Here is a 25,342-nt window from a genome sequence, read left to right on the forward strand (position 1 = left end):
GCAACGGATGCGACGAACGCTCGCCAAGCTGGTCCTGCTGCCGGTGCTCGCCGTCGGGCTGGGCCTCGGCGGCTGCCTGGGCCAGCCCGACGAGGAGACGGTCACCGTGCTGGCCTCCTGGACCGGTGCCGAGGAGGAGAGCTTCCGGGCGGTGCTGCGCGAGTTCGAGGAGCGGTTCGGCGTCGACGTCGACTACCGGGGCACCCGGGCGGTCCGGCAGATCCTCCTGGCCGAGGTGCAGAAGGGCACCCCGCCGGACGTCGCCGTGCTGCCGACGGTGAGCGAACTGGCGGCGTACCTGCGCCGGGGCGTACTCCGGCCGCTCGACGCCGATCCCGCCTCGTCGATGAGCCCGCAGTGGCGCGCACTGGCCCAACTCAACGGCGGTGGCGGCCTGGACGTCGTGCCGATCAAGGCCGACCTGAAGAGCCTGGTCTGGTATGTGCCGGGGCGGGTGCCGTTCGGCGCGGCCGGGCCGCCGCAGGACTGGGCGGCGCTTGTCGAGACCAGCCGGTCGCTGGCACGGGCTGGGCAGACCCCGTGGTGTCTGGGGATGAGCGCCACCCCGGGCTCCGGCTGGCCGGGAACGGACTGGATCGAGGACATCCTGCTGCACCGCTCGGGCGCGGCGGCCTACGACGCCTGGTCGGCCGGGCGGCTCGGCTGGACCTCGTCCGAGGTACGGGCGGCCTGGAACGCCTGGGGCGACCTGGTCGGCTTCCCGGGGATGGTCCGGGGCGGCAGCGCCGCCGCCCTGCTGACCGAGTTCACCGACGCCGGCCGGCCGATGTTCACCGGATCGCCCGGCTGCCTCCTCGAACACCAGGCGTCGTTCGTGATCGGGATGCGGGCCGGCTATCTCGAAGGCGAGTCGAGCGGCACCGTCCGGGCGGCGGACGTGCTCGGTGCGGACTACTTCCCCTTCCCGGTCTTCGCCGGTGCCGGCCCGGCCGGGCGGGACGGTTCGATGGCCTCGGCCGACTTCGCCGGTCTGTTCAGCGACAAGCCGGCGGCCCGTCGCCTGATCGAGTTCCTCGCCACCGACCAGGCCCAGCGGATCTGGCAGGGTGGCAGCGCCGGCAGCTTCTTCTCGGTCAACCGGGACGTCCGGCCCGACGACGACACCGCCGCGCCGGACACTGTGGACCGGCGGCCGGAGGTGAGCAGGAGGATCGCGGAGACCCTGACGGCGAGCCGGAGTCCACTCTGCCTCGATGCCTCGGACGTGATGCCGAGCGCGATGGCGAACGCCTTCCAGACCGCCGTACTCGAATATCTCCAGTATGGCGCGGAGCGGCTGGACTCGCTGCTGGGGGACCTGGAACGGCTCCGCGTCGCCATCCCGCCCGACGAGTGGCTGCCGGGTGCGTGCAGCGCACCGGTTTAGCGGCGTACCCGCTTAGCGGCGGCGCACCGGTTTGGTGGCCGCGCATTCGTAGCCGGTCGGCACGGACCACGGGGACGGCCCGCGCACCGGTACCCTGTGACCCGTGATCGGTGGCGACCCCGGGCGCGACTGCGGTGACCTCCCCGGCCCGGAGCCGGCCCGCCCGACGACGCCGTACGCTCGGCGCGGCGGTGCTGGAGTCCGTAGCCGTGATCGGCCCCGCCGCCGTTGACCGGCCGCCAGTTCGCGATGGCCCCGCCGACCGCCAGCGCGGCGACGACCAGGGTGCCGGCGCCGGCTCGCAGACCCAACCGCTGCACGGGACCGGGCGGCGTCCGGTGACTGGCGACCGGATCAGAACCGGGTCGCCCGGCCGGCCCGGTCATCCGGCCATCCCGTCCTGCACCGGCACCCGGACCTCGGCCCGACGCTCGGGATCGAGCCACTCCCACCGGTCGCCTACGGTGTCGAGGCGGCGCGTCGTACCCCAGACCTGCACCGTCACGCTCTCCGGCACCGCGGTGCCGTCGTCCTGTTCCCGGGTGACTCCGGCGACACCGGCCAGCCTGACGGCGTCGTCGAAGTCGGTACGGCTCTTGTTGGCGGCGTTCTCGATCGTCGCCAGTACCGTCAACCAGCGCTTGCCGTCGGCGAGGTAGAGCGTCGGCAGCTTGCCGACCAGCCTGCTGCCGGTCACCGTCACCTGCCACGGTCCGCCGTCGACCCGCTGGCCGACCTCGACCGTCGGCACCTCGGCCTTCGCCACCGTCTCCAGGCCGCCGAACAGGCTCGACGCGGCCAGCCCGGCCACGCCGGTGCCGACCCCCAGCCAGCGCAGCGGCATTGCCAACACTCGGGCGCCCAGCCCTACCCGGCTCGCGCCCGGCCCCCGCCGTGGTTCGACACGGTTCCGGAGCATAGGCACCGGTCGCTGATCGGGCCAGTGCGACGCGCGCCGCGGCGATTCGCCGAGCGGTGCTGGTAAGCGTCAGAAAGCCTTGCGTTCCTTACGACTGCCGTGCCAGCATCGGTTCCGATGAACCAGCCGACCACGCCGCCCCCGGAAACCGTGCCGACCCCGCAAGGTGCACCGATCGCGGGAGCCGTGTCCGGCCCGGAAGCCGTGTCGGGCCGGGGAGACGCACGAACCTCGCAGGCCGTGCCGACTCGGGGAGCCGCATCGACCCCGGGATCGGGGCCGGCGTCCGAGGGCGCACCGGGGTCGGGGGCGGTCGACGCGTCCGGGCGGCGGATCCTCGGACTCGCCCTGCCGGCCCTGCTGGTGCTCGCCGCCGAGCCGCTCTACGTACTCGTCGACACCGCCGTACTCGGACATCTCGGCGCGGTGCCGCTCGCCGCGCTCGCCGTCGGCGGGCCGGTGATGACCCTGGTCGTTTGGATCGGCACCGTCACCGCGTACGGCACCACCGGGCGGGCGGCCCGCCGCTTCGGGTACGGCGACCGGGCGGCAGCCGTCGCCGAGGGCGTCCAGTCGTCCTGGCTCGCCCTCGCCGCCGGAGTGCTGCTGGCGGTCGCCATGCAGTTCGCGGCCGGCCCGCTGGCGCGTACCGTCGCGGGTGGCGGATCCCCCGAGGTGGCCGACGGCGCGGCAGCCTGGCTGCGGATCGCGGCGATCGGCGCCCCCGGCCTGCTGCTGGCCGCGGCCGGCAACGGCTGGATGCGCGGCGTGCAGGACACCCGGCGGCCGCTCTGGTTCGTGCTCGGGCCGAACCTGCTCTCCGCGCTGCTCTGCCCGCTGCTCGTCTATCCCGCCGGGCTCGGCCTGGCTGGCTCGGCGATCGCCAACGCGATCGCGCAGACCCTCTCCGGGCTGCTCTTCGCGGCCGCGCTGGTCGCCGAGCGGGTTCCGCTGGCACCCCGCCCGAGGGTGATCGGCCGGCAACTCGTGCTCAGCCGTGACCTGCTGATCCGGGGCGCCGCCTTCCAGGTCAGCTTCCTCTCCGCGACCACCGTGGCGGCCCGATTCGGGGTGGCCGCCGTCGGCGCGCACCAGATCGCCCTGCAACTCTGGTTCTTCACCGCGCTGCTGCTCGACGCGCTGGCCATCGCCGCCCAGGCGCTCGTCGGAGCCGCCCTCGGCGCGGGGAACGGTGCCGGCGCCCGGCTGCTGGGTCGGCGGATTGCGATCTACGGCGGCGTCTGCGGGATCGCCTTCGCAGTTGTCATCGGCGCCGGTGCCGGTGTGGTGCCGGGCTGGTTCAGCGACGACCCACAGGTACGTGAGCAGGCCATGATCGCCTGGCCGTGGTTCGTCGGGATGCAGCCGCTGGCCGGCGTCGTCTTCGCCCTCGACGGGGTACTCATCGGTGCCGGCGACGTCCGGTTCCTGCGCGACCTGACCGTGGTCAGCGGTCTCGGCGTCTTCCTGCCGACGATCTGGCTCAGTTACGCCCTCGATCTCGGCCTCGGCGGGATCTGGGCCGGGCTCACCCTTTTCGTGCTGGCCCGGCTGGTCGGACTGCTGCTCCGGATCCGCTCCGGCCGCTGGGCCGTACTCGGCGCCACCCGTTAAGGACGGCCGTCGGCGGCTCCTACCGGAATATGCCCACTGACCGGGATTCGTCGGTGCTCACCCGCAGTGGTCTGTACGTGGTGGAGCTGAAGCACTGGCAGGGTGTAATCGAGGGCAGCGGCACCCACTGGACCCGGCAGCTGCCGAACGGCCGGACGTTCCCGGAGGACAACCCGTACATCCTGGCGAACCGTAAGGCGAAGCGGCTGGCCAGCCTGATCAAGCACTACGCCCCCAGGAATGCGCAGGTGCCGTACGTGGGCGCGATCGTGTTCCTGCATGCCCGCCACGAGGATCGTGGCCGCGCACCGGCCGGACCGCGCTTCCGGTGCTCACCGAGGCGTACGGCAGGCTAGCCGGCAACGGGACGGGCGAGGACGAGGGTCAGCATGGCACCCGGACCGCCGATCGCGCCGCCGGCCGGACCGGAAGCGTGACGGGCGCGAGGACGGTCGGTGAGATGGCGGCGGGCATGGTCCCGCCTCGGTCGATCCGGGCTTCGACACCCTTGACGATCTTCCGAACGGCCATGCCCGCCGTCATGCGGCCACGTCCCGTGGGTGTTCCGTAGCCGCGCCCACCACTATTCGGGGTGCCGGTCGGCTAGCCCTTCCACCACCGGAAGGAGGTGATCTTGTCGTTCAGGCTACTGCCGACCCATGGCACCGTGCCTCCGTAAGTCTGGCTGTACCCACCGTAATTCGCCAGGTCGAAGGCCTGGGTCCTGGTGCATTGAGACCAGGTGGCCGTGTAGTACGAAGAGATCTGGTTGTCCCAGCCGGAGGGCATCTGTCGAATCCCCCATCCCGAGCTGTCGCAGGGGCCTCCGCCGGGATCAATCTCCAACACGTCGCCACGAAAGTCGGATCCCTTGTAGAACTCGACCATTCCCGCCGGAACCCGACGTCGATCTTGACTGGCGGTGAAGCATTCGTACGACTTGATGGTGTTGTACAGCGAGCCCGCCGGGCGTTCTCCCAGCGTCAGGACGCAGCGCTGCACCGTGGCCTCCGACTGCGCCCCGGCGGTGCCGGCGAAGGCGGGACCGCTACTCATGGCGGTGGCCGTCAATACCGCGAGGCCCACACCGAAGACCCTCTTGTGGAATGTCCTTGCCATTGTTTTCTCCATTCCTTGTTGCAGCTAGGCCGCGCGGGTGCGGAAACATCCGATGCGATCGTTCATGACACTTCCCACGTAGGGGACATTTCCGGTGTACCCTCTGGAGATTCCGAGGCAGTCGGACTGGACATATGCCGTCGTCCGGTAGCAGTCGTTCCAAACCTTGAACGACGTGATGCGGTTGACCCAACTCCCGGTGGGGATCCGATAACCCGACGGGTCGCAGGGCCACGAGTCCTCGACGACAGTCGATGCCCCGTAGTAATCGACATTGTCGTACCAGGTCATGAGCAGTGAACTTTGCGGGATGAACCGTTGCTCCCCGGGTGACAGGCACTCGTAGGACCGGACGGCACGTCGATCCTGGCCAGGCACGGGACGGTCCAGGGTCAGCACGCACTGCGGCGCGGTCGACCCGGTCAGCAGCAGGCCCTGCCGGCCCGCTTTGTCCCCCGATGGTGCCGGATCGGCAGATGCCGGCGTGCCGGTAGCCAGAACGACACTGGCGACCATGAGGGCAAGCAATGCACGGAACAATTTCATGCTGGTTACTCCTTGATTCTGTGGCGAACGTCAGGCACATGTGCGATGTGCGTCACCACCTCCGATCCGGACCTCGTGCAGCGCCGTGGAACCCGTTCCGTCGGATCGCTGAGCTGGGCGAGTGGGACTCTCACCGAGGCACGCGGACGCTGTGGGAGACCACGTCAAGCTGCGTCGGCACCCCGGGTTCGACCCGAACCGACCGTCCGGTGCAGAAGTCGCCCTGGAACGCGACGACGTACGTGTCCAGGCGGTTGTCGACGACCGTGTAGCCACTCCGGATCGGAAAACATCCGGCCGGTGGATCGACGAGTCGATAAACAGGGCCGGCCGGGTGTAGCCAGAGTGCGAGCTGATCGGTGGCCGCGTACGCCGGACCTGGATTCGTCGTCACCGTCAGCGCAGCCACGCAGGCCACCGCAGCCAATGACAGCACCGGCCGCCCAAAGCGAAAGCCATTTGGTGACATGCTCTCTCCAATAAGCACCGATGAGTACGAACAATCCCATTCAAGCAAAGCGCTGCTTCATCCCGGCTTCGCGGCAGCTCACCTCGGTGCCGATGACGGCGGCCAGCGATATCGTCGACAGTCGATCGCCCGGTCCGCCGCACCCGGACAGAGCCACGCTCCATCGGACGAGCAGGGGTTCCGCCCACCGGGGGGCGTGTCCGCACCGCCCTCGGCTCGACCGGGGCTGATCCCGGTACCCGAGAACCTGGCGGGCGTTCGCCGGACCTGTTCGGTGCAGGCCCGAGGTGCAGACTGTTTTCCGACCTTGTTGCGGGTGGCACCGATCCGACACCTGCGAATAACGTTGCCGTGTGTCGCATTCGGGCAGCGCACAGTGGCGGGCGTGCATTCGGGACGATCGCGCCGCGATCCGTGGCGCGGGCATCGTCCTCGGTGACCGGCACGTGCTGACCTGTGCGCACATCCTGCTGCCGCAGATCGCGGGCGCGGAGGCCCGGCGGCCGGACCAGGACTTCCAGGTGGAGCTGGTCGGGCATCGTGCCGCCGGACCAGCTCCCCGGGGCCGCGTGTCCGACGGCTGCTGGAAACCGCCGCAGGACGACCAACGGGTCGACCTGGCCCTGCTCGGGCTCGCCGAACCGCTGCCGTACGGCTCCGGTCCGGTGCTGCGTCGGCTGCCGTCCGGTGCCCGTCGGGCGGTACGGATGTTCGGCTTCCCCGCGACGGTCCCGACCGGCGTCTGGGCCCGGACCCGGCTCGCCGGAGACGGCGGACCCGGCGGCGTGTGGATCCAACTCGACTCCGAGCCGACCGGCCCCGCCTTGGAGCCCGGGTTCAGCGGCACGGCGGTCTTCGACGAGGAGACCGAGCACGTCCTCGGGATCGTGGTCAGCTATCTCGCCGGTCGGGGCTCGGCACTCTCCTGGATGATCCCGGTCGAGACGATCATCAGATATCTACCCCGGGTACGCGGATGGGTCAGCGGCGACTCGGCGGTCGGAAGTCGCTGGCGGAGAGCCTGGCCGGTGAGCCGCCGCCGATGAACCTGGTGCTCGACGGCGTGGGCCGGGCGGCCGATCCGGCAGCGCTGGTCGTCGAGGTGGTGCGCCCGATCGCCAAGGGGTGGCCGGGACGCGACCTCCGGCTGCTGCTCGCCTTCCACGACGACCGGGCACCGAGCCTTCCGTACGCGGCGCTCGAACTGCTGGCCGCCCGGATCGCCGACTTAGGTGTCGGCAATGGATCCCATGTGTACCCGTCTCCCGTTGACAGCCGTTCGCGGCGGGCCGGCGTATCGGCTGGTAGTTCGACTACGCACCTCACCGCTCCGATTACGCTGAGCGTCCTTCAGGATAGGGGCGGGCGACAAGGTCGGGGGCGGGTAGGTCAGTCGGGGTCGGGCATCAGGCCCTGGGCGCGAAGGTCGGCGACATGTCGGGCCGGTGGTGGTTGGGAGTCGTGGTCCGAGGGGCGCGGCCCTTCCGGCCCGTCGGGGCCGACCCGGACGAAGGTTTCGATCCGGGTGACCCGGCACCGCACGCCGTTCAGTTCGAAGTCGTCGGTACGCGGCGGCTGGTGTGCCGCGCGGGCGCGCTCGCACGTCGCCAGGAACTCCTCGATCGTGGTGTTCTCGTCCATCCGGGGCCGCACGATGGAGTAGGAGACGGCGTCCCGGGCAGCCTGTGGGGTCGGGTAGGCGTCGAACGACTTGGGTCGCCAACTGCCGTCGACGTAACCGCCGACGGTGAAACCGACCGGGAGCAGCACCACGTTGGGGTGGGTGTCCAGTGCCTGGTAGGAGTGGGCGCGGACCTCGTCGGGGACGGTTTCCGCGCGGTGGAAGGCGGAGGTCATCTCCATCCGGAGGATTCCGTCGGTGAGCCCGGTGCCGGCGGTCGGGTCGATGACGAACCCGTCCATCCGGGACGGAGCTTTCTCCGCCTGGCCGGGCGGGTACGGATCGGGGTCGGTGGGTCGGGGCGGCTCGGGCCCGTCCGGCCCTATCCGGATGAACGGTTGGGCGCGGATGATCCGGTATCGGCGGCCGTTGACGGTGAGGTCGTCGACGGGTTCCCAGTCGAGCAGTTCGTACGCGGTTTCGCATTCGGCACGCTCGGTCGCGTTCTCGGAAGTGTCCGGTGTCTCGCTGTGCCGCGTGCGGAGGTGGTGGGCGAGGCTGTCCCGGGCGTACTGCGGCTCTTCGGCGTCGAGCCGGATGATCCGCCACCGACCGGCATCCAGTTCTTCGGCGAGGCCGAAGACCGGGGCACCCCACATGGTCTTGGGGTAGGCGAGCGAGCGACGTCGGGCGTCGTCCTCGGAGATCATCGAGACGGGGTCGTCCGGCTGCTCGATTTTGATCAGCAGGTGATCAGGCACCGACCTGTCGTGATTGGCCATGTACGCATTGTGTTACCACGGGCGCCGGAACAGGGCTCCGCCACCACCACAGTTCTGCACAGATTTCGGCGTTTCGCCACGACGCTCCACAGCTGCCGGCAACGGGCTCCTCGAATCTGAGCATCGTCGCGCCGGGGCAGAGCCCCGTATCGATCCCGAGCCGGGACCCCAGTCCGGGTCGAGGGCGCCCTGCCGGTGCACCGCCGGGCTCTGGCAGGCTGGTATCCCGTGAGCGCTGACGGTCTGATCGTGGTCGACAAGCCCGGCGGCATGACGTCGCACGACGTGGTGGCCCGGATCCGCCGGCTGGCCCGGACCCGCCGGGTCGGGCACGGCGGCACCCTGGACCCGATGGCCACCGGCGTGCTGGTGATCGGGGTCGGCCGGGCGACCCGGCTGCTGACGTACGTGATCGGGGCCGGCAAGAGCTACACCGCGACGATCCGGCTCGGCCAGTCGACGGTGACCGACGACGCCGAGGGCGAGGTGGTCGGCACCGCCGACGCCGCCGGGGTCACCGAGGAGGCGGTGCGCGCCGCCGTGCTGCCGCTGACCGGCGAGATCGACCAGGTGCCGAGCGCGGTGAGCGCGATCAAGATCGACGGGCAGCGCGCCTACAAGCGGGTACGCGACGGCGAGGCGGTCGAGTTGGCCGCGCGTCGGGTCACCGTCTCCCGCCTCGACGTACTCGACCTTCGGCGCGACACCGTCGACGGGGCGGCGGTGCTGGACGTGGACGTGGCGGTGGACTGCTCCTCCGGGACGTACATCCGGGCGCTGGCCCGGGATCTCGGGGCCGCGCTCGGGGTCGGCGGGCACCTGACCGCGCTGCGGCGCACCGCGGTGGGCGGGTTCACCCTGGCCGAGGCGGCGACCCTGCCGCAGCTCGCGGACCGGTCCCCGGATGTGGTGAACCTCACGGTCGAGGCGGCGGCCCGGCGGTTCTTCCCGCAGCGGCAGGCCAGCATCGACGAGGCCAAGGTGCTCTCGCACGGCGGCCCGCTCGACCCGGCCGGCATCGTCGGGCCGTACGCGGTTTTCGGCCCCGAGGGCGGCCTGATCGCCATCGTCAGCGACCGGGACGGCCGGGCCCGGGCGGAGATCGTGCTCGCCCCGGCCTGAGCGCGTGTTCGCCCCGGCCTGAACGCGTCCGCGCGGCGGGGCGACGCGTCCGCGCGGCGGGGCGACGCGTCCGCGCGGCGGGGCGACGACGGACGGCAGGAACGGCAGGAGAGGGAGCGGGTCAGGATGCAGCGGTGGCGGGGGTACCACGGGGCGCCGGTCGGCTGGGGCCGTTCGGTGGTCACCATCGGGGTCTTCGACGGGATACACCAGGGGCACCAGGCGATCATCGGGCACGCCGTGAAGCGGGCCCGGGACATGGGCGTGCAGTCGGTGGTGGTCACCTTCGACCCGCACCCCGCCGAGGTGGTCCGGGCCGGCTCACATCCGGCGGTACTCACCGAACCGGCCCGCAAGGCGGAGCTGATCGAGGCACTCGGGGTGGACGTACTCTGCGTCGTGCCGTTCACCCCGGACTTCTCCCGGCTCTCGCCGGAGGCGTTCGTGCACGACGTACTCGTGGAGCAGTTGCACGCCGCGCTGGTGGTGGTGGGGGAGAACTTCCGGTTCGGCCACCGGGCCGCCGGGGACGTGGCGCTGCTGGAGCGGCTCGGCCGTACCTTCGGCTTCGGGGTCGAGGGCGCGCCGCTGGTCGCCGACGCGGAGACGGTCTTCTCGTCCACCTACATCCGGGCCTGCGTCGCCGCCGGTGACGTCACCGCCGCGGCGGCGGCGCTGGGCCGGCCACACCGGCTGGAGGGTGTGGTGGTCCGGGGCGACCAGCGGGGGCGGGAGATCGGCTTCCCCACCGCCAACCTGCTCTGCCACCGCTATGCGGCGGTGCCGGCGGACGGCATCTACGCGGCCTGGCTGATCCGCCGGGGCGGCGGTCCGGCCGGGAACGGCGGGCAGCGGCTCCCCGCCGCCGTGTCGATCGGCACGAACCCGACCTTTTCCGGCCGGGAGCGCCGGATCGAGGCGTACGTGCTGGACTTCACCGGCGATCTCTACGGTGAGCGACTTGCCCTGGACTTCGTGGCGTACCTGCGGGAAACGCGCAGCTACGAGGGGATCGAACCGCTTGTCGCGCAGATCAACGCGGACGTCGAGCAGACCCGGGAACTGCTCGGTTGAGCTGGTGCGCCCGGCTCCGGCGTGCCCTTGACTCGGCCGGGCCGGAGCAGGCTGGTAGCCTGACGGGAACGTCGGCTTACCGGCGTGGCCTCGCGTGCCTGCACGACGCCGCGGGTGCGAGGTCGCCCCGGCCCGGTCCACCGACCGGCCACGGGCGGACACGACAATCCAGAAACAGGGAGAAATGGCGCTCGACCAGGAGACCAAGGCCAAGATCCGCCAGGAGTACGCGACCGTCGAGGGTGACACCGGGTCGCCCGAGGTTCAGGTGGCGGTACTGACCAAGCGGATCGCCGACCTCACCGAGCACCTCAAGGTGCACAAGCACGACCACCACAGCCGTCGTGGTCTGCTGCTGCTGGTGGGTCGCCGTCGGCGGCTGCTCAACTACATGCAGAAGAAGGACATCAGCCGCTACCGGTCGCTCATCGAGCGGCTCGGCCTGCGGCGGTGATCTGAGCGGGGGAGCGGCCGTCCCGGTGCCGTCCCGGCGACGCGACGTCGTCGGCCCGGAACCCGGCCAGCCGCTCCACCCGCCCAGCTCGCAAACCCGTAACCAGGGGCCAGCGCGACCTCCCGATGGGAGCCGGTCGACGCACCGGTCCTCGGTAGTGGCCCCCGGGCCGGCCGGCACCGCCGGCGCCCCGGGCGCTTCGATCGAAGACCGGTTGTCCGAGCAGCTCCGCTGGGCACGGTCCCGCGCCGGTGTGCACCGGCGCGACAGGGCAGTCGCGGGCGGCCCCCGATCGAAGGAGTGCTACCGCACCATGACCGAAACGTCCAACCCCAACAGCAGCACGCTGGGCACCCAGCACCGCACCGCCGTGATCGACAACGGGTCCTTCGGCACCCGTGAGATCACCTTCTCGACCGGGCGGCTCGCCAAGCAGGCCGCCGGTTCCGTCCTCGCCCAGCTCGGCGAGACCGTGGTCCTCTCCGCGACCACCGCGGGCAGGCAGCCGAAGGAGCAGTTCGACTTCTTCCCGCTCACCGTCGACGTCGAGGAGCGGATGTACGCGGCGGGCCGGATCCCCGGCTCGTTCTTCCGCCGCGAGGGGCGGCCGAGCGAGGACGCCATCCTCACCTGCCGACTGATCGACCGGCCGCTGCGCCCCTCGTTCGTCAAGGGGCTGCGCAACGAGGTGCAGGTCGTCGAGACCGTGCTGGCGCTCGACCCGCAGCACCCGTACGACGTGGTGGCGATCAACGCCGCCTCGCTCTCCACCAAGCTCTCCGGCCTGCCGTTCTCCGGCCCGATCGGGGCGACCCGGATGGCGCACGTGGACGGCCAGTGGGTCGCCTTCCCGACCGTCGAGGAGCTGTCCCGGGCCACCTTCGACATGGTGGTCGCCGGCCGGGCGCTGCCGGACGGCGACGTCGCGATCATGATGGTCGAGGCGGAGGCCACCGAGCACACCGTGGCGCTGGTCGCCGGTGGTGCCCCGGCGCCGACCGAGGAGGTCGTGGCGAGCGGCCTGGAGGCGGCCAAGCCGGCCATCCGGGAGCTGTGCCGGGCGCAGAGCGAGATCGCCGAGGTGGCGGCCAAGCCGGTCGCCGACTTCCCGGTCTTCCTGGACTACTCCGACGACGTCTACGAGGCGGTCGCCGGGGTGGCCCGGGCCGAGATCGGCGAGGCGCTGAAGATCGCCGGCAAGGCGGACCGCGAAGAGGCGCTGGACCGGATCAAGGACCGGGTCGTCGAGCAGCTCTCCGGCGACTTCGAGGGCCGGGAAAAGGAACTCAGCGCGGCGTTCCGCTCGCTGAACAAGTCCGAGGTACGCGCCAGGGTGCTCCGCGAGCAGGTCCGGATGGACGGCCGCGGTCCCCGCGACATCCGGCCGCTGACCGCCGAGATCGCGGTGCTGCCCCGGGTGCACGGCTCGGCGCTCTTCGAGCGTGGCGAGACGCAGATCCTCGGCGTCACCACCCTGAACATGCTCCGGATGGAGCAGGCGCTGGACACCCTCTCCCCGGAGAAGACCAAGCGCTACATGCACAACTACAACTTCCCGCCGTACTCGACCGGTGAGACCGGCCGGGTGGGTGCGCCGAAGCGGCGCGAGATCGGGCACGGGGCGCTGGCCGAGCGGGCACTGATCCCGGTGCTGCCCAGCCGCGAGGAGTTCCCGTACGCGATCCGCCAGGTCTCCGAGGCGCTCGGCTCGAACGGCTCGACCTCGATGGGTTCGGTCTGCGCCTCCACCCTGGCGCTGCTGAGCGCCGGTGTGCCGCTGAAGGCGCCGGTCGCCGGCATCGCGATGGGCCTGATCTCGGACGAGGTCGACGGCAAGACGCAGTACGTGACGCTCACCGACATCCTCGGTGCCGAGGACGCCTTCGGCGACATGGACTTCAAGGTCGCCGGCACCAGGGAGTTCGTCACCGCGCTCCAGCTCGACACCAAGCTGGACGGCATCCCGTCCGACGTGCTGGCGGCGGCGCTGCAGCAGGCGTACGAGGCGCGGCAGGTGATCCTCGGCGTGATGCAGGAGGCGATCGAGGGTCCGGCCACGATGTCGGACTACGCCCCCCGGGTGACCACGGTGCGGATTCCGGTCGACAAGATCGGCATGGTGATCGGGCCGAAGGGCCAGACCATCAACGCCATCCAGGACGAGACCGGCGCCGAGATCTCGATCGAGGACGACGGCACCATCTACGTCGGGGCGACCAACGGCCCGTCGGCCGAGGCCGCGGTCGAGCGGATCAACGCGATCGCGAACCCGACGCTGCCGAAGGTCGGCGACAAGTTCCTCGGCACGGTGGTCAAGACCGCCGCGTTCGGTGCGTTCGTCTCGCTGCTGCCCGGCCGGGACGGCCTGCTGCACATCTCCAAGGTGGGCGACGGCAAGCGGGTCGAGCGGGTCGAGGACTTCCTCAACGTCGGCGACAAGGTCGAGGTGCAGATCGCCGACATCGACGCCCGGGGCAAGATCTACCTGGACAAGGTGCGGCCCGAGGGGGCGGAGGCGCCGGCCGAGGCGTCCGGCGGCGAGCGGCCGGCCGGCCGGGACCGCGGCGACCGGGGTCCGCGTGACCGCGGCGACCGGGACCGCGGCGACCGTGGCCCGAGCCGCGGCGACCGCGACGGTGGCGAGGGCGGCGGCGAGGGCGGTGGCGGCGACGCGCCGCGCCGTCGGCGCAACCGGCACAGCTGATCGACCGCGCCGCGCCGGCCGGGCCAGAGTGCGGCCCGGCCGGCGCGGCGCGCGCGGCAGGCGGACCCTTCTCCGGGTACGGCTGCCGCACCGTTGCAGGAGCGGCGTACGCCACGTGCGTCGACGTCGAGCGAGGAGCCAGTTCCGTTGAGTCGGGTTCCGTTGTCGAATCGGATTTCGCCCGGTCGGGTTTCGCCGGGTCGGGCGGTGACCCGGGTGGTGGACAGCGACCCGCTCGGCGGCACCGTACGCCGTACCGTGCTGCCCAGCGGGCTGCGGGTGCTCACCGAGGCGATCCCGGCGATGCGCAGCGTCTCGTTCGGCATCTGGGTGGCGGTCGGCTCCCGGGACGAGACCGGTTCGCAGGCCGGTGTCTCGCACTTCCTGGAGCACCTGCTCTTCAAGGGCACCCGCAAGCGCAGCGCGCTGGACATCTCGGCGGCGATCGAGGCGGTGGGCGGCGAGACGAACGCCTTCACCACCAAGGAGTACACCTGCTACTACGCCCGGGTGCTCGACCAGGACCTGCCGCTGGCCATCGACGTGATGTGCGACCTGGTCGCCGACTCGGTGCTGGCCGCCGCCGACGTGGAGACCGAGCGCGGGGTGATCCTCGAAGAGATCGCCATGCACGACGACGAGCCCGGCGACGAGGTGCACGACCTGCTGGCCAGGGCGGTCTACGGCGACCATCCGCTGGGCCGGCTGATCTCCGGCACCGAGGAGACCGTCTCGCCGATGTCCCGCCGGCAGATCCAGAGCTTCTACCGGTGCCGTTACACCGCGCCGTCGATCGTGATCGCCGCCGCCGGCAATCTCGACCACGCCGAGGTGGTCAAGCTGGTCCGGCAGGCGCTGGCCGGTACGTCCCTCGACGGTGAGCCGGCCGCTCCGGCCCCGCTGCGTCCGGCCGAGACCCGGGTACGCACCAGCCGACCGGACAGCCTCGTCGAGCACAAGGAGACCGAGCAGGCGCACGTGGTGCTCGGCTGCCCCGGCATCGGCCGGCTCGACGACCGGCGGTTCGCCCTCGGGGTACTCAACAACGTGCTGGGCGGCGGCATGTCGAGCCGGCTCTTCCAGGAGATCCGCGAACGGCGTGGCCTGGCCTACTCGGTCTACTCCTACTCCAGCCAGTACGCCGACACCGGCCTCTTCGCCGTCTACGCGGGCTGTGCCCCGGGCAAGGTCGACGAGGTGCTGCAACTGGTCCGGGCCGAGTTGGCCGAGGTTGCCGCGCACGGCGTCACGGACGCCGAGCTGGCCCGGGGCAAGGGCATGGCGAAGGGCTCCTACGTGCTCAACCTGGAGGACACCGGGTCCCGGATGAGCCGGCTGGCAAAGGGCGAGCTGCTCTTCGGCGATTTGTTGCCGGTCGACGAGCTGCTGGCCCGGGTCGACACGGTGAGCGCGGACGAGGTGAACACGCTCGCCGCCGACCTGCTGGCCCGGCCGATGTCGCTGGCCGTGGTCGGCCCGTTCGACGGCGACGACTTCTCCATCGCCCGGGGCTGACGCCACGACTCGCCGGTGGCGGGCCGGCCATCGGACGGGGTCCCTGCGGGCGTGGTGAGCGGCCTGGGTCGGTGTGGCGGTGGGATAGGTTGTGGCCCGTGAGCGATGAGCGTGCACCTGTGAACGATGCGACGGACCGGCCGCTGCGGGTCGGCGTACTGGGCGCCCGGGGCCGGATGGGTCTCGAGGTGTGCCGGGCGGTGGAGGCGGCCGAGGGCCTCGAACTGGTGGCCAGGGTCGACCAGGACGACCCGCTCTCCACCGTGGCCGACGCGGCCGCGCAGGTGGTGGTCGACTTCACCAACCCGGACGCGGTGCTGGGCAACCTGCGCTGGTGCGTCGAGCAGGGCATCCACGTGGTCGTCGGCACCAGCGGCTTCACCGGCCAGCGACTCGACCAGGTGCGCGACTGGCTCGCCGAGCGGCCCGGGGTGGGCGTGCTGATCGCGCCGAACTTCGGGATCGGGGCGGTGCTGATGATGCAGTTCGCGGCGCGGGCGGCCCGGTACTTCGAGTCGGTCGAGATCATCGAGCAGCACCATCCGAAGAAGCTCGACGCGCCCAGTGGCACCGCCACGCACACCGCCCGGCTGATCGCCCAGGCTCGGGCCGAGGCGGGCCTGGGTGCCGTGCCGGACGCCACCAAGGACGAGCTGCCGGGTGCGCGCGGCGCCGACGTCGAGGGGGTACGCGTGCACGCGGTCCGGGCGACCGGCCTGGTCGCGCACCAGGAGGTGCTGTTCGGTACCGCCGGTGAGACGTTGACCATCCGGCACGACTCGTACGACCGGGCGTCGTTCATGCCGGGCGTACTGCTGGCGGTGCGCTCGGTGCCGCACCGCCCCGGCCTGACCGTCGGCATCGACCCACTGCTGTAAGGAAGGGCCCCCGCTTATCGTTTTCGGTGGTAGAAGGGCCCCCGCCTAACACCTGTGACAGCTCAGCCGGGTTCGGCGGCGAGTGAGACGTGCAGCCGGAGTTGCGGGACCAGCAGGTCGTCGACGTCCAGCGCCCGGGCGGCGCCGTCCGGCTCCCAGCCCGCACCGCCGAGGAACTTCCGGGTCGCGGCGTCGGCGTCGAACGCCCAGGCCACCGCCGTGTCGAAGCCGTCGGTACGCCACAGGTCGACGCTGGCGGCGAGCAGCCGGCTGCCGTGCCCGCGCCGTCCCCAGCGCGGCTCGACCAGCAGGTCGGTCACGGCGACCACAGCCGGACCGAGCGCCTCGGCCGGTTCCTGCGGGGCCAGCGCCTGCTCGTCGGGGGGCCCGGATGCGGCAAATCCCACCAGATACGATTGTTCGGCCTGCTCGACGGCGACCAGGACGCGGTGCCGCTCGGAGGGTGGCGCCTCGACCGCCGCACTCCACCGGCGACCGAGCCACTCCTCGTCCAGGTTGTCGAGCACGTGCTTGGGCAGCATCCTGCGGTGCGCGGTCCGCCAGGTCGCGAGTTGGATGCGTGCGATCTCGCCGGCGTCTGACGGACGCGCCGGGCGGACGTACCCGAGAGCCATGAGTGGGAAGCCTACGCAGGGTAGGGAGGGCGGTAATGGCGCAGGGTGCCGGTTGGCGTACCCGGTACCAGGTGCTGTTCGTGATCGCACTGGCCGTACTGGTCGCCGGGTTCCTCTCCGTGGCCGCCGCCCGGCACGGCTTCTTCGATCTGCGGGTCTACTACGGGGCGCTGCACCACTGGGTACGCGCCGACGGCCAGATCTACGACTGGCTCAAGCCGGACAGCAAGTACGGCTTCACCTATCCGCCGTTCGCCGCGCTGGTGATGCTGCCGCTGGCGTACCTGAACTGGCCGGCGGCGATGGTGATCAGCGTCATCCTGACCGGGCTGGCCAGCGCGTTGCTGATCTGGTGGCTTGTCGACCCGATCGCCCGCCGGACGGGCTGGACCCGGTGGTTCACCCTGGCCGTCGCCCTCTGCCTGGCGGCGGCCTTCGAGCCGATGCGTGAGACGGTCAACTTCGGCCAGGTGAACATGCTGCTGCTCTTCCTGGTCGGCGCCGACCTGCTCTGGCTGGTCGCCCCGGTCACCCCGTTCGGGCGGCGGCTGCCGGAACGGTACCGCCGGTTCGCCGGGGTGGGGATCGGGCTGGCCACCGCGATCAAGCTGACCCCGGGAATCTTCATCGTCTACCTGCTGGTCACCGGGCGCTGGCGGGCGGCGCTGGTGGCCAGCGGCAGCGCCGCCGGGGCCACCCTGCTCGCCGCCGCGATCGCCCCGGACGCGTCCCGGGAGTTCTGGACCACCGCACTCTGGGACACCGACCGGGTCGGTTCGCTGTCCTTCATTTCGAACCAGTCCTGGCAGGGCGTGGTCGCCCGGCTGGACCCGGACCATCCGAACACGGTGCTCTGGCTGGCGCTGGTGGCGGCGACGGTGGCGGTCTGGATCTGGCGGGTACGGGCCACGGCGGCGGTCGGTGACGAGGCGACCGGGCTGGCCCTGACCGGTGTGGTGCAGAGCCTGGTCAGCCCGGTCACCTGGGTACACCACCTGGTCTGGTTGATCCCGGCGCTGATCCTGCTCGTCGACAACGCCTACGCGGCCCCGGCCGGGAGCGGGCGGCGGCGCTGGCTGCTGCGGTTCGCCGTCTTCGCCTACCTGGTGCTGATCAGTCGACTGGTCTGGGTCTGGGAGCGCCGTTTCGACGGCCTGCTCGGCTTCCTGGGCAGCAACTTCTATGTCTGGATCAGCGTCGCACTGCTGCTGGTGCTACCCGTGCGGGGGCCGAGCCAGCTCGCCGAGGCGGCCGGCGTAGCGGAGTTCGAGCAGCCCGAGCGGCGGCCGTCCCCCCGGCCGTTGCAGTTCGTAGGTCGACCGCTCGCCATCGGCGACTAGTCCGGCCCGCTCGTAGAACCGGCGGGCCCGGAGGTTGCCGGCGAGCACCCAGAGCCGCAGCTCGGTCCAGCCGAGGGCGGTCAGCTCGGCGACGGAGGCGGCCAGCAGGCGCCGGCCCACTCCGGCACCCCAGCGGCCGGGCCGGACGTAGAGGCCGAGGATCTCGGCGTACCGGTGGTCGAGGCGGTCCGGGTCCTGTTCGATCCGGTACGGCCCGGCGGTGCAGAAGCCGAGCACCCCGCCGTCGACGTCCCGGGCCACCAGGGTCCGGAACGGGTGGTCGGGCTCGGCGGTGCCGAGGTCGCGGCGGCGCTGTGCCCAGGCGGCGACGTTCAGCCGGGCCAGCACCTCGGCGGGCATGAGTTCGGCGTACCCCGCCTGCCAGCTCCGCACGTGCACCTCGGCGATGGCCGGGGCGTCGTCGGGAAGCTCGGGACTGATAGCTGGCACATGACGGTTTTATCCGGTTCCGGCGGTCAGGTCCAGCACGGTGTCGGACCTATCGGCTAGGGTCCTACAGCGATGGCCGTACCCGAATCTTTGTCGCTGTCCCAGGCCCGGCGGATCGCGCTGGCCGCCCAGGGCTTCGGTGACCCCGCTCCGGGAGCCGTGCCGACCCGCCGGCACCTGCGCCGGGTGCTCGGCCGGCTCGGGCTGCTCCAGATGGACTCGGTGAACGTCCTGCAACGGGCGCACTACCTGCCGCTCTACAGCCGGCTCGGGCCCTATCCGACCGAGCTGCTGGACCGGTCCGCCTACCGGCGCCCCCGGGATCTCTTCGAATACTGGGGGCACGAGGCGTCACTGGTCCGGGTCGACCTGCAACCGGCGCTGCGCTGGCGGATGGCTGCCGCGCACACCGACGCCTGGGGCGGGATGCGCCGGATCGCGGTCGAGCAGCCGGCCCTGGTCGCCCGGGTCCTCGACGAGGTACGCGACGGCGGCCCGATGACCGCCGCCGAGATCGAGCACGACGCGCCCCGGGAGACCGGCAACTGGGGCTGGAACTGGTCGGCGGTCAAACGCGCCTGCGAATACCTCTTCTGGGCCGGCGAACTGACCGCCGCCGCCCGGAACAGCGCCTTCGCCCGGGTCTACGACATACCCGAGCGGGTGTTGCCGCCGGAGGTGCTGGCCACCCCGACCCCGGAGCCGGCGCAGGCTTACCGGCAGCTGGTCGGGATCGCGGCCCAGGCGCTCGGGGTGGCGGCCGAGCCGGAGCTGCGGGACTACTTCCGGCTGCCGGTCGCCGCCGCCCGGACCGCCCTCGCCGAGCTGGTCGAGGCGGGCGAGTTGCGCCCGGTCACCGTGCGGGGCTGGCGGCTGCCGGCCTATCTGCACCGGGACGCCCGGCTGCCTCGGTGGGTCCGGGCCAGCACCCTGGTCAGCCCCTTCGACCCGCTGATCTGGGAACGGTCCCGCACCGAACGCCTCTTCGGGTTCAGCTACCGGATCGAGATCTACGTGCCCGCCCCGCAGCGGGTCCACGGCTACTACGTGCTGCCGTTCCTGCTCGGCGACCGGTTCGTCGCCCGGGTCGACCTGAAGGCCGACCGGAAGGCCGGGACACTGCTGGTGCCGGCGGCCTGGGCCGAGCCCGGCACCGACCCGGTCGAGACGGCCGGGGCGCTCGCCGCCGAGTTGCACCGGCTGGCCGGCTGGCTCGGCCTGGCCACCGTGGCGCCGCCGACCGGGGGAGACCTGGCCGGGCCGCTCGCCGCCGCCCTCGCCGGCATGCTCGCGGTACGGTGACCTGGTGGACGGAACCGGTGACGGGCGAGGCGGAATGACAAACGTTGACGACACCCGGTCCGATCCGGCCGGGACCACCGAGCATCCGGGTCACCCCGGTCACCCCGACTATCCGGGTTACCCGGGCTATGCGGTGCCGCCGTACGCCGCCGCCGAACCCGACCGGCTCACCCGGTTCGTCAACCGGATCCAGGCGCGGGCACCCCGCTGGCTCGCCCCGGTGGCGGCGCTCGGCTGCCTGGCCGGTGCCGTCGGCTTCACCCTCTTCACCGATCCGACCCGCAGCGCTCCCGACGCCGCCCCGTCCTGCATCCTCAAGCTCACCACCGGACTGGACTGTCCGGGCTGCGGCGGCACCCGCGCCTTCTGGTACGTCCTGAACGGCGACCTGCCGGCAGCAGCCCGGCACCACCTGCTCTTCGTCTTCGCCCTGCCCTTCCTGCTCTACCTCTACGTCGCCTGGGCCGGGAAGCAGATCTTCGGCTGGCGGCTGCCTCAACTGGAGATCACCCCGAAGACGATCGGCATCTTCCTGGCCGCCTGGGGCGTCTTCTCGGTACTGCGCAACCTGCCCTGGGCCCCGTTCGACGCGTTCTACGTCTGATCCGGCCCCACCCGGCCCGCTACGGCGTGCCGGTCGGGCTCGGGGAGCCGATCCGGTGCAGCGTCCCGTCCGGGTCGACGAACGCGAACTCGCGCAGCCCGTAGGGGGTCTCGCGTACCTCGCCGAGCCGGCCCTCGACACCCGCGCCGGCCCAGGCGGCGTGCAGGGCGTCGGCGTCCGAGACGTAGAGGTAGACGGTGGAGGCTGTCCTGGCGGGATCGTGTTCGGCCCACTCCGTCAGGTGCAGGCAGACCGCACCGCGCTCGACGAAGCCGTACCGGTCGGCACCGGTGTAGGGGCGTACGGTGAAGCCCAGCCGCCGGTAGCGGTCGAGCGCGGCGTCCAGGTCGCGTACCGGTACCACCGGGGCGACCCGGTCGAAGGTGACAGGCCCGGCCATCGGCGTCCTCCAGTCCGTCGGCCCGGCATCCTCGCCGGATTTCGGGGTACGAATCGCCAGGACCGTACCTCGACCGGCTGACCCGCACGCTAACCTGCACGCGTTCCACGCCAGAGCCAGCGCCAGAACTGAATCCGAAATGTCCAGAACCGAGACGGGAGACCCACCTCCGGTGCCGCTGACCACACTGCCCCGCCGGGTGACGCCGGCCGAAGATCTCGCCGGCTTCACGGCCGCCCAGCTGACCGACGTGCTGGCGGCCTTCACGACGATCCTGGCCCTGCCGCGGGCGGCCGTCGACCGCGTCGACGCGCTCGTCGTGCCGGTCGGCCAGGGCGAGGAAGGCCGGCTGCGGCACGCCATCCGGCGCTGGGAGACCAACCGGGACATCGGCCACCTCCTGGTCGCGAACGGCAACCCGGCGGAGGAGACGTACACCGAGATCACCCTCGACTACCTGCGCGGGCTCGGCCTGCGCCGGCTCGACCGGGTGCACCTACAGGCCGAGCCGGCCCCCAACACCGGACTACAGGCGGGGTGGATCGCCGAGCAGGTCGACGTGCTCGGCCTGGCGAGCCTCGGGCTCAGCGTCTCCGCGTACCACCTGCCCCGGGTCTACCTCACGGTGCTCAAGGCGCTCGGCCGGCGGGGTGTCCGGGTGGCCCTCGTCCCGGACCCGACACCGGTCCCGCCGGGCAGCGCCGTCCCGGAGACCGGGGCGAGCGCCTACGACCTGCTTCCCGGCGAGGCGGTCCGGATCCTCAGCTACCAGCAGCGGGGCTGGGTCGCCACCCTGGACGAGCTGCGGCAGTACCTGCACTGGCTGTGGAGCGAGCGGCAGTCCCTCCTCGTCGAGCCGCCGACCTGAGCCGGCCGGGCCACCCCGGACAAGCCCGTCGCCCGCCCACCGCCAACCTGCGGCCGGAGGCCCAGATCCGCCGTCAGCCGATCCTGTACGCCCGGATCACCGTCTGGGTGACCGTGTTCCCGGCGGTGTCGGTGGCGCTGGCCCGCAGCGAGACGTACCCCGACTCGGCCGGATGCCGCAGTACCGCCTGCCCGGCTGTCACCTCGGCCGGAGCCCAGGTGACGCCGTCGTCGTAGGACACCTCGACGGTCAGCTCCTCGTTGGCGCCGGCTCCCGACCCGGGTTGTGCCGTGACGGTCACCGGCACGGTGCCGGTCTGGCCGGCCGGGGTGCTGTTGTCGCTGTCCACCCGGGGCGAGAAGCGGACGGTGGAGATCGGCAACCGGCTCGGCGTCTCCCCGTCGACGTGCCCGGAACGGAAGGTCCAGGTGACGCCGACCCTGGTGGAGAGCGTCGCCGGGCCGCCGCGTTCGGCCGTCATCGTCAGCCGGTAGTCGCCGGTCTCCGGGGGCAGCTCGATCGTCCCGTACAGGCCGTCGAGGTCGCTGATCACCTTGCCGTCGTGTTCCAGGGTTATCCGTCCGGTGGCGATCGAGGAGAAGCCGGCCCGGCCGACGCCGTCGCCGTAGAGCGGGGCCTGCACGGTGAGGGTGTCGCCGAGCCGGGTCACCCACTGGTGCTCGTACGGCGGTGCCGCCACCGTCGGCCCGAACACCCCGCGACTCCACTGCTCCTGGTACGCCTGTCCGGGCCGGTACGTCATCGGCGGCGCCACCAGGCTGGTCAGGTACGCCTGCTCCGCACCGGAGCCGGTGGTCTCGTCGACCGACCGGAACCACTGGGCCCGGCCGTCGGTGTTGTAGTACTCGGTCCGGGTCGACGGCAGCGGGAACGTCATCGCGTGTGCGAAGCCGCCCATCACCGACTCCGGCAGCACCGCCCAGGCGAGTTTCCGGCCGTTGCTGCCGGAGGACTCGTGACCGTGGTCGGCCCGGACGGTCGCCAGCTCGGCGGCGGTCACCTGCCGGGTGAAGCCGCTGCCCATCCGCCCCTCGTCCAGCCAGCAGAGCAGGTACGCGTACGAGTGGTCGGCCGGCTCCGGCGGGGCGAAGGTGGCGGTGGTCCGGGAGACGAACCCGGCGGCGGCCTGGTCCGGCCCGACCCGGCCGGTGCGCAGCCGCTCGAAGGTGCTGCCGAGGGTGCCGACCTCGACGGTGCGCCCGGCGGCCAGCACGCTGGTGGCCAGTTCGGCGAAGACCTGCCGGGCGCCGCTGGTCGGCACGGTCACCGAGAGCGGCCGACCCAGCCGGGCGTCGAGCACGACGCTCCGGTCGCCGCTGACGTCCAGCTCCGGCTGGGCCAGGACGCTTGTCAGGTAGACCCCGTCCAGCGGGCTGGTGATGGCGGTGAGGGCCGAGTAGCGCCCCTTCGGCACCCGCAGGGTGGCCGTGCCGTCGCCGGTGGCCGGCATCGAGACCGCGTACGACCGGTCCAGTCCGGCCAGCATGGTCAGGTAGCCGGTGGTCGGCTCGCCGGCGTGGCCGAGGTGCGCGACCTTGACGTCGTAGCTCTCCACCTCGCGGTCCAGCGCCAGCGGGGTGGGCACACCGCCGCCGCCGCTCACGGTCGCGGTGAGCAGGCCGGTGAGCTGCCCGAGCGGGCCGCCGCTGCCGGCCGTGTCGGCGGTGACCGTCGCCTCGGCGGTGCCGCCGGCCGGTACGGTGACGCTGCTCGGCGTGACCGTGAACATCCCGGCGGGTACGGCGACACCGTCCGGCGCGACCGCCCGTACCCCGACCTGCATCGTCACCGGCGTGCTGCCGGCGTTGTGGTAGCGCACCGTACGCCGGACCGGGGTGTCGTCGTCGTGCGGCCAGGACTGGCGGCCGAAGCTCAGGCTCGGCGGGTCGGCGGTGACCTGCTGGTCGACGGCGCGGGCGACGTCGAGCCGGCCGGCACCCTGGGCGAAGACGCCGAGTTCGGGGTTGGGCCGGGCGGCGGCCATCAGCGCCGCCTTGAGTCGGGGCGCCGGCAGGTTCGGCCGGCGCTGGGCCAGGATCGCGGCGGCTCCGGCGACGTGCGGGGTGGCCATCGAGGTGCCGGACATGGCGATGCCGCTTCCTTCCGGCACCTCCGGCCCGGAGTCGACGCTGCGGGCGGCGACGATCTCCAGGCCGGGCGCGGTCAGGTCGGGCTTGATGGCGCCGTCGCCGAGTCGGGGGCCCTGGCTGGAGAAGCCGGCCAGCCCGTCGGACTTGCTCACCGCGCCGACCGCCAGGGCGGCGTCGGCGGTGGCCGGCGAGCCGACGGTACCGGCGCCCGGGATGTTGCCGGCGGCGACGACGAAGAGGGTGTCGTGCGCCTCGGTCAACTGCCCGAGCGCCTGCTCGATCGGGTCCACCACCGGGGTGTCGGTGCCGGTCAGGCTCATGTTGACCACCCGGGCGCCGGACTCCGCCGCCCACTGCATCCCGGCGATGATCGCCGACTCGGTGCAGCCGTTCGCCGCGCAGACCTTGCCGTCCAGCAGCCGGGCGCCGGGTGCGACGCCGGTGAATCGGGCCGCGCCGGTACCGGCCACCGTGGAGGCCACGTGGGTGCCGTGCCCGATGGTGTCCCGGTCGTCCTCGACGCCGTCGGTGAAGTTGCGCTGTCCGGTCACCTGTCCGGCGAGATCCGGGTGGGTCTCGTCGATCCCGGTGTCCAGTACGGCGACCGTCACCCCGCTGCCGTCGAAACCGGCGGCCCAGGCGGCCGGGGCGCCGACCTGGGGCACACTCTCGGCGAGGGCGGGCCGGCGCAGTCCGTCGAGCCAGACGGTGCGCACGGTCGCGGCCATGGTGCGCCGGGTCGGCTCGGCGCCGGTGAGGCCGGTCCAGAACCGGGGCAGCCCGTCCCGGTCCACCGTCACCGCCTGTCCGGCCACCGGCGGCAGGTCGCGGACCAGTCGTGCGCCGGCTCCGACCAGCGCGCTCCCGCCCTGTGCCCGGTCGTCGGCACCGGCGTACGTCACCAGCAGCGGCAGGTCGCCCCGGCGGTCGTAGCCGAACTCCAGCAGGGCGGTGACGTCGAAGAGCCGCTCGTCCAGCCGCCCACCCCGGACCAGGGCGAGGGCGTCGGTCGGGATCACGTGCAGCCGGTCGCCGATCCGGCGGGTCAGGAACTCGACGCCGGTCCGGCCGGGTCCTGGCTCGACGCTGGCCTTGAAGTCGGCCGTGACGGTGACCCGGTCGCCGGTGACCAGGCTGACCGTCCGGGCGCCGGTACCCGCCGACGGGTCGGTCTGGCCGGTGCCGGGTGGGGTCGGCGACCCGGCCGCTGGCGGGAACCCGGTCGGCGCCGCTGCCGCGTACCCGGTCTGTCCCGGCGGTGCCGCCAGGGCAGCCGTGCCGGCCGGCGGTCCCGGTACGGCGAACGTGACCAGCAGGGCGAGACCCGTTACTCCCCACGTAAGCCTTTTAACTGGATTCATGGTGTGCCTCCCCTGGATACCGGTCATACCGGCACGGCTGCACATCGACCGAAACACATCGCCGGAG

The 25,342-nt window shown here is 72.1% G+C and carries 22 protein-coding genes and 1 pseudogene; 14 read left to right on the top strand and 9 right to left on the bottom strand.

Going from position 1 to position 25,342, the window contains the following annotated elements; translation table 11 throughout:
• The first annotated feature begins 7 nt into the window (after positions 1–7).
• On the top strand, positions 8–1,387 hold the full coding sequence (locus O7626_RS07075; RefSeq protein ID WP_278060355.1) for an ABC transporter substrate-binding protein: 1,380 nt from the start codon (positions 8–10) through the stop codon (positions 1,385–1,387).
• A gap of 382 nt (positions 1,388–1,769) precedes the next feature.
• Here the strand turns inward: O7626_RS07075 and O7626_RS07080 are convergent, their stop codons facing one another.
• A complete protein-coding gene (locus O7626_RS07080; protein ID WP_278060356.1) occupies positions 1,770–2,240 on the bottom strand; it encodes a hypothetical protein in 471 nt (156 codons plus the stop codon).
• A gap of 399 nt (positions 2,241–2,639) precedes the next feature.
• Between O7626_RS07080 and O7626_RS07085 the strand changes: the two genes are divergently transcribed.
• Together O7626_RS07085 and O7626_RS07090 are read left to right on the top strand one after the other, a co-directional pair.
• The gene (locus tag O7626_RS07085) at positions 2,640–3,920 is read left to right on the top strand and encodes an MATE family efflux transporter (RefSeq protein WP_278066082.1); all 1,281 of its coding nucleotides are present in this window, start codon (positions 2,640–2,642) and stop codon (positions 3,918–3,920) included.
• Positions 3,921–3,949: 29 nt separating this feature from the next.
• Positions 3,950–4,276, top strand: a complete 327-nt coding sequence (locus O7626_RS07090; RefSeq protein ID WP_347404758.1) for a nuclease-related domain-containing protein — start codon at positions 3,950–3,952, stop codon at positions 4,274–4,276.
• Between the two features lie 247 nt (positions 4,277–4,523).
• Here O7626_RS07090 and O7626_RS07095 read toward each other — a convergent pair whose 3' ends face one another.
• From O7626_RS07095 to O7626_RS07105, 3 genes are all read right to left on the bottom strand, one after another.
• Positions 4,524–5,039, bottom strand: coding sequence for a hypothetical protein (locus O7626_RS07095; RefSeq protein ID WP_278060358.1), 516 nt, complete (start codon positions 5,037–5,039; stop codon positions 4,524–4,526).
• 24 nt (positions 5,040–5,063) lie between these two features.
• Positions 5,064–5,585 carry a hypothetical protein gene (locus O7626_RS07100; protein WP_278060359.1) on the bottom strand — a complete coding sequence of 174 codons (522 nt, stop codon included), beginning with the start codon at positions 5,583–5,585 and terminating at the stop codon, positions 5,064–5,066.
• A gap of 130 nt (positions 5,586–5,715) precedes the next feature.
• The gene (locus tag O7626_RS07105) at positions 5,716–6,054 is read right to left on the bottom strand and encodes a hypothetical protein (protein ID WP_278060360.1); all 339 of its coding nucleotides are present in this window, start codon (positions 6,052–6,054) and stop codon (positions 5,716–5,718) included.
• Positions 6,055–6,407: 353 nt separating this feature from the next.
• Here O7626_RS07105 and O7626_RS07110 point away from each other — a divergent pair, with 353 nt between their 5' ends.
• The gene (locus O7626_RS07110) at positions 6,408–7,100 is read left to right on the top strand and encodes a serine protease (RefSeq protein WP_278060361.1); all 693 of its coding nucleotides are present in this window, start codon (positions 6,408–6,410) and stop codon (positions 7,098–7,100) included.
• A 343-nt stretch (positions 7,101–7,443) separates the two neighbouring features.
• On the opposite strand, the gene O7626_RS07115 is transcribed toward O7626_RS07110, so the two are convergent.
• Positions 7,444–8,457, bottom strand: coding sequence for a DUF5954 family protein (locus O7626_RS07115; protein WP_278060362.1), 1,014 nt, complete (start codon positions 8,455–8,457; stop codon positions 7,444–7,446).
• A gap of 228 nt (positions 8,458–8,685) precedes the next feature.
• Between O7626_RS07115 and truB the strand changes: the two genes are divergently transcribed.
• From truB to dapB, 6 genes are all read left to right on the top strand, one after another.
• Positions 8,686–9,579 carry a tRNA pseudouridine(55) synthase TruB gene (gene truB / locus O7626_RS07120; protein WP_278060363.1) on the top strand — a complete coding sequence of 298 codons (894 nt, stop codon included), beginning with the start codon at positions 8,686–8,688 and terminating at the stop codon, positions 9,577–9,579.
• A 126-nt stretch (positions 9,580–9,705) separates the two neighbouring features.
• On the top strand, positions 9,706–10,653 hold the full coding sequence (locus O7626_RS07125; protein ID WP_278060364.1) for a bifunctional riboflavin kinase/FAD synthetase: 948 nt from the start codon (positions 9,706–9,708) through the stop codon (positions 10,651–10,653).
• A 184-nt stretch (positions 10,654–10,837) separates the two neighbouring features.
• The gene (gene rpsO, locus O7626_RS07130; RefSeq protein WP_278060365.1) at positions 10,838–11,107 is read left to right on the top strand and encodes a 30S ribosomal protein S15; all 270 of its coding nucleotides are present in this window, start codon (positions 10,838–10,840) and stop codon (positions 11,105–11,107) included.
• Positions 11,108–11,420: 313 nt separating this feature from the next.
• The gene (locus O7626_RS07135) at positions 11,421–13,811 is read left to right on the top strand and encodes a polyribonucleotide nucleotidyltransferase (protein ID WP_278060366.1); all 2,391 of its coding nucleotides are present in this window, start codon (positions 11,421–11,423) and stop codon (positions 13,809–13,811) included.
• Between the two features lie 162 nt (positions 13,812–13,973).
• On the top strand, positions 13,974–15,326 hold the full coding sequence (locus O7626_RS07140; protein ID WP_278066083.1) for a pitrilysin family protein: 1,353 nt from the start codon (positions 13,974–13,976) through the stop codon (positions 15,324–15,326).
• A 98-nt stretch (positions 15,327–15,424) separates the two neighbouring features.
• Positions 15,425–16,204, top strand: coding sequence for a 4-hydroxy-tetrahydrodipicolinate reductase (gene dapB / locus O7626_RS07145; RefSeq protein WP_278060367.1), 780 nt, complete (start codon positions 15,425–15,427; stop codon positions 16,202–16,204).
• A 62-nt stretch (positions 16,205–16,266) separates the two neighbouring features.
• On the opposite strand, the gene O7626_RS07150 is transcribed toward dapB, so the two are convergent.
• Positions 16,267–16,839, bottom strand: coding sequence for a GNAT family N-acetyltransferase (locus O7626_RS07150; RefSeq protein ID WP_278060368.1), 573 nt, complete (start codon positions 16,837–16,839; stop codon positions 16,267–16,269).
• Between the two features lie 35 nt (positions 16,840–16,874).
• Between O7626_RS07150 and O7626_RS07155 the strand changes: the two genes are divergently transcribed.
• Entirely contained in the window at positions 16,875–18,179 is a 1,305-nt protein-coding gene (locus O7626_RS07155) for a glycosyltransferase 87 family protein (RefSeq protein WP_278060369.1), read from the top strand.
• A 9-nt stretch (positions 18,180–18,188) separates the two neighbouring features.
• Here O7626_RS07155 and O7626_RS07160 read toward each other — a convergent pair.
• Positions 18,189–18,629, bottom strand: a pseudogene (locus tag O7626_RS07160) (GNAT family N-acetyltransferase); the annotation flags it as partial.
• 72 nt (positions 18,630–18,701) lie between these two features.
• On the opposite strand from O7626_RS07160, the gene O7626_RS07165 reads away from it, so the two are divergent.
• Positions 18,702–19,931 (top strand): crosslink repair DNA glycosylase YcaQ family protein, encoded by a 1,230-nt coding sequence (locus O7626_RS07165; protein ID WP_278060370.1) that lies wholly within the window; start codon positions 18,702–18,704, stop codon positions 19,929–19,931.
• Positions 19,932–19,965: 34 nt separating this feature from the next.
• Complete coding sequence (locus O7626_RS07170; RefSeq protein WP_278060371.1) at positions 19,966–20,535, top strand: DUF2752 domain-containing protein; 570 nt, start codon at positions 19,966–19,968, stop codon at positions 20,533–20,535.
• Positions 20,536–20,554: 19 nt separating this feature from the next.
• Here O7626_RS07170 and O7626_RS07175 read toward each other — a convergent pair whose 3' ends face one another.
• Positions 20,555–20,935, bottom strand: coding sequence for a VOC family protein (locus O7626_RS07175; protein ID WP_278060372.1), 381 nt, complete (start codon positions 20,933–20,935; stop codon positions 20,555–20,557).
• A gap of 172 nt (positions 20,936–21,107) precedes the next feature.
• On the opposite strand from O7626_RS07175, the gene O7626_RS07180 reads away from it, so the two are divergent.
• Positions 21,108–21,803, top strand: coding sequence for a hypothetical protein (locus O7626_RS07180; protein ID WP_278060373.1), 696 nt, complete (start codon positions 21,108–21,110; stop codon positions 21,801–21,803).
• Between the two features lie 73 nt (positions 21,804–21,876).
• Here O7626_RS07180 and O7626_RS07185 read toward each other — a convergent pair whose 3' ends face one another.
• Positions 21,877–25,275: a S8 family serine peptidase gene (locus O7626_RS07185; protein WP_278060374.1), complete on the bottom strand. Its 3,399-nt coding sequence runs from the start codon at positions 25,273–25,275 to the stop codon at positions 21,877–21,879.
• Positions 25,276–25,342 lie beyond the last annotated feature (67 nt).

The organism is Micromonospora sp. WMMD1102, assembly GCF_029626265.1.
Taxonomy (GTDB): Bacteria; Actinomycetota; Actinomycetes; order Mycobacteriales; family Micromonosporaceae; genus Plantactinospora.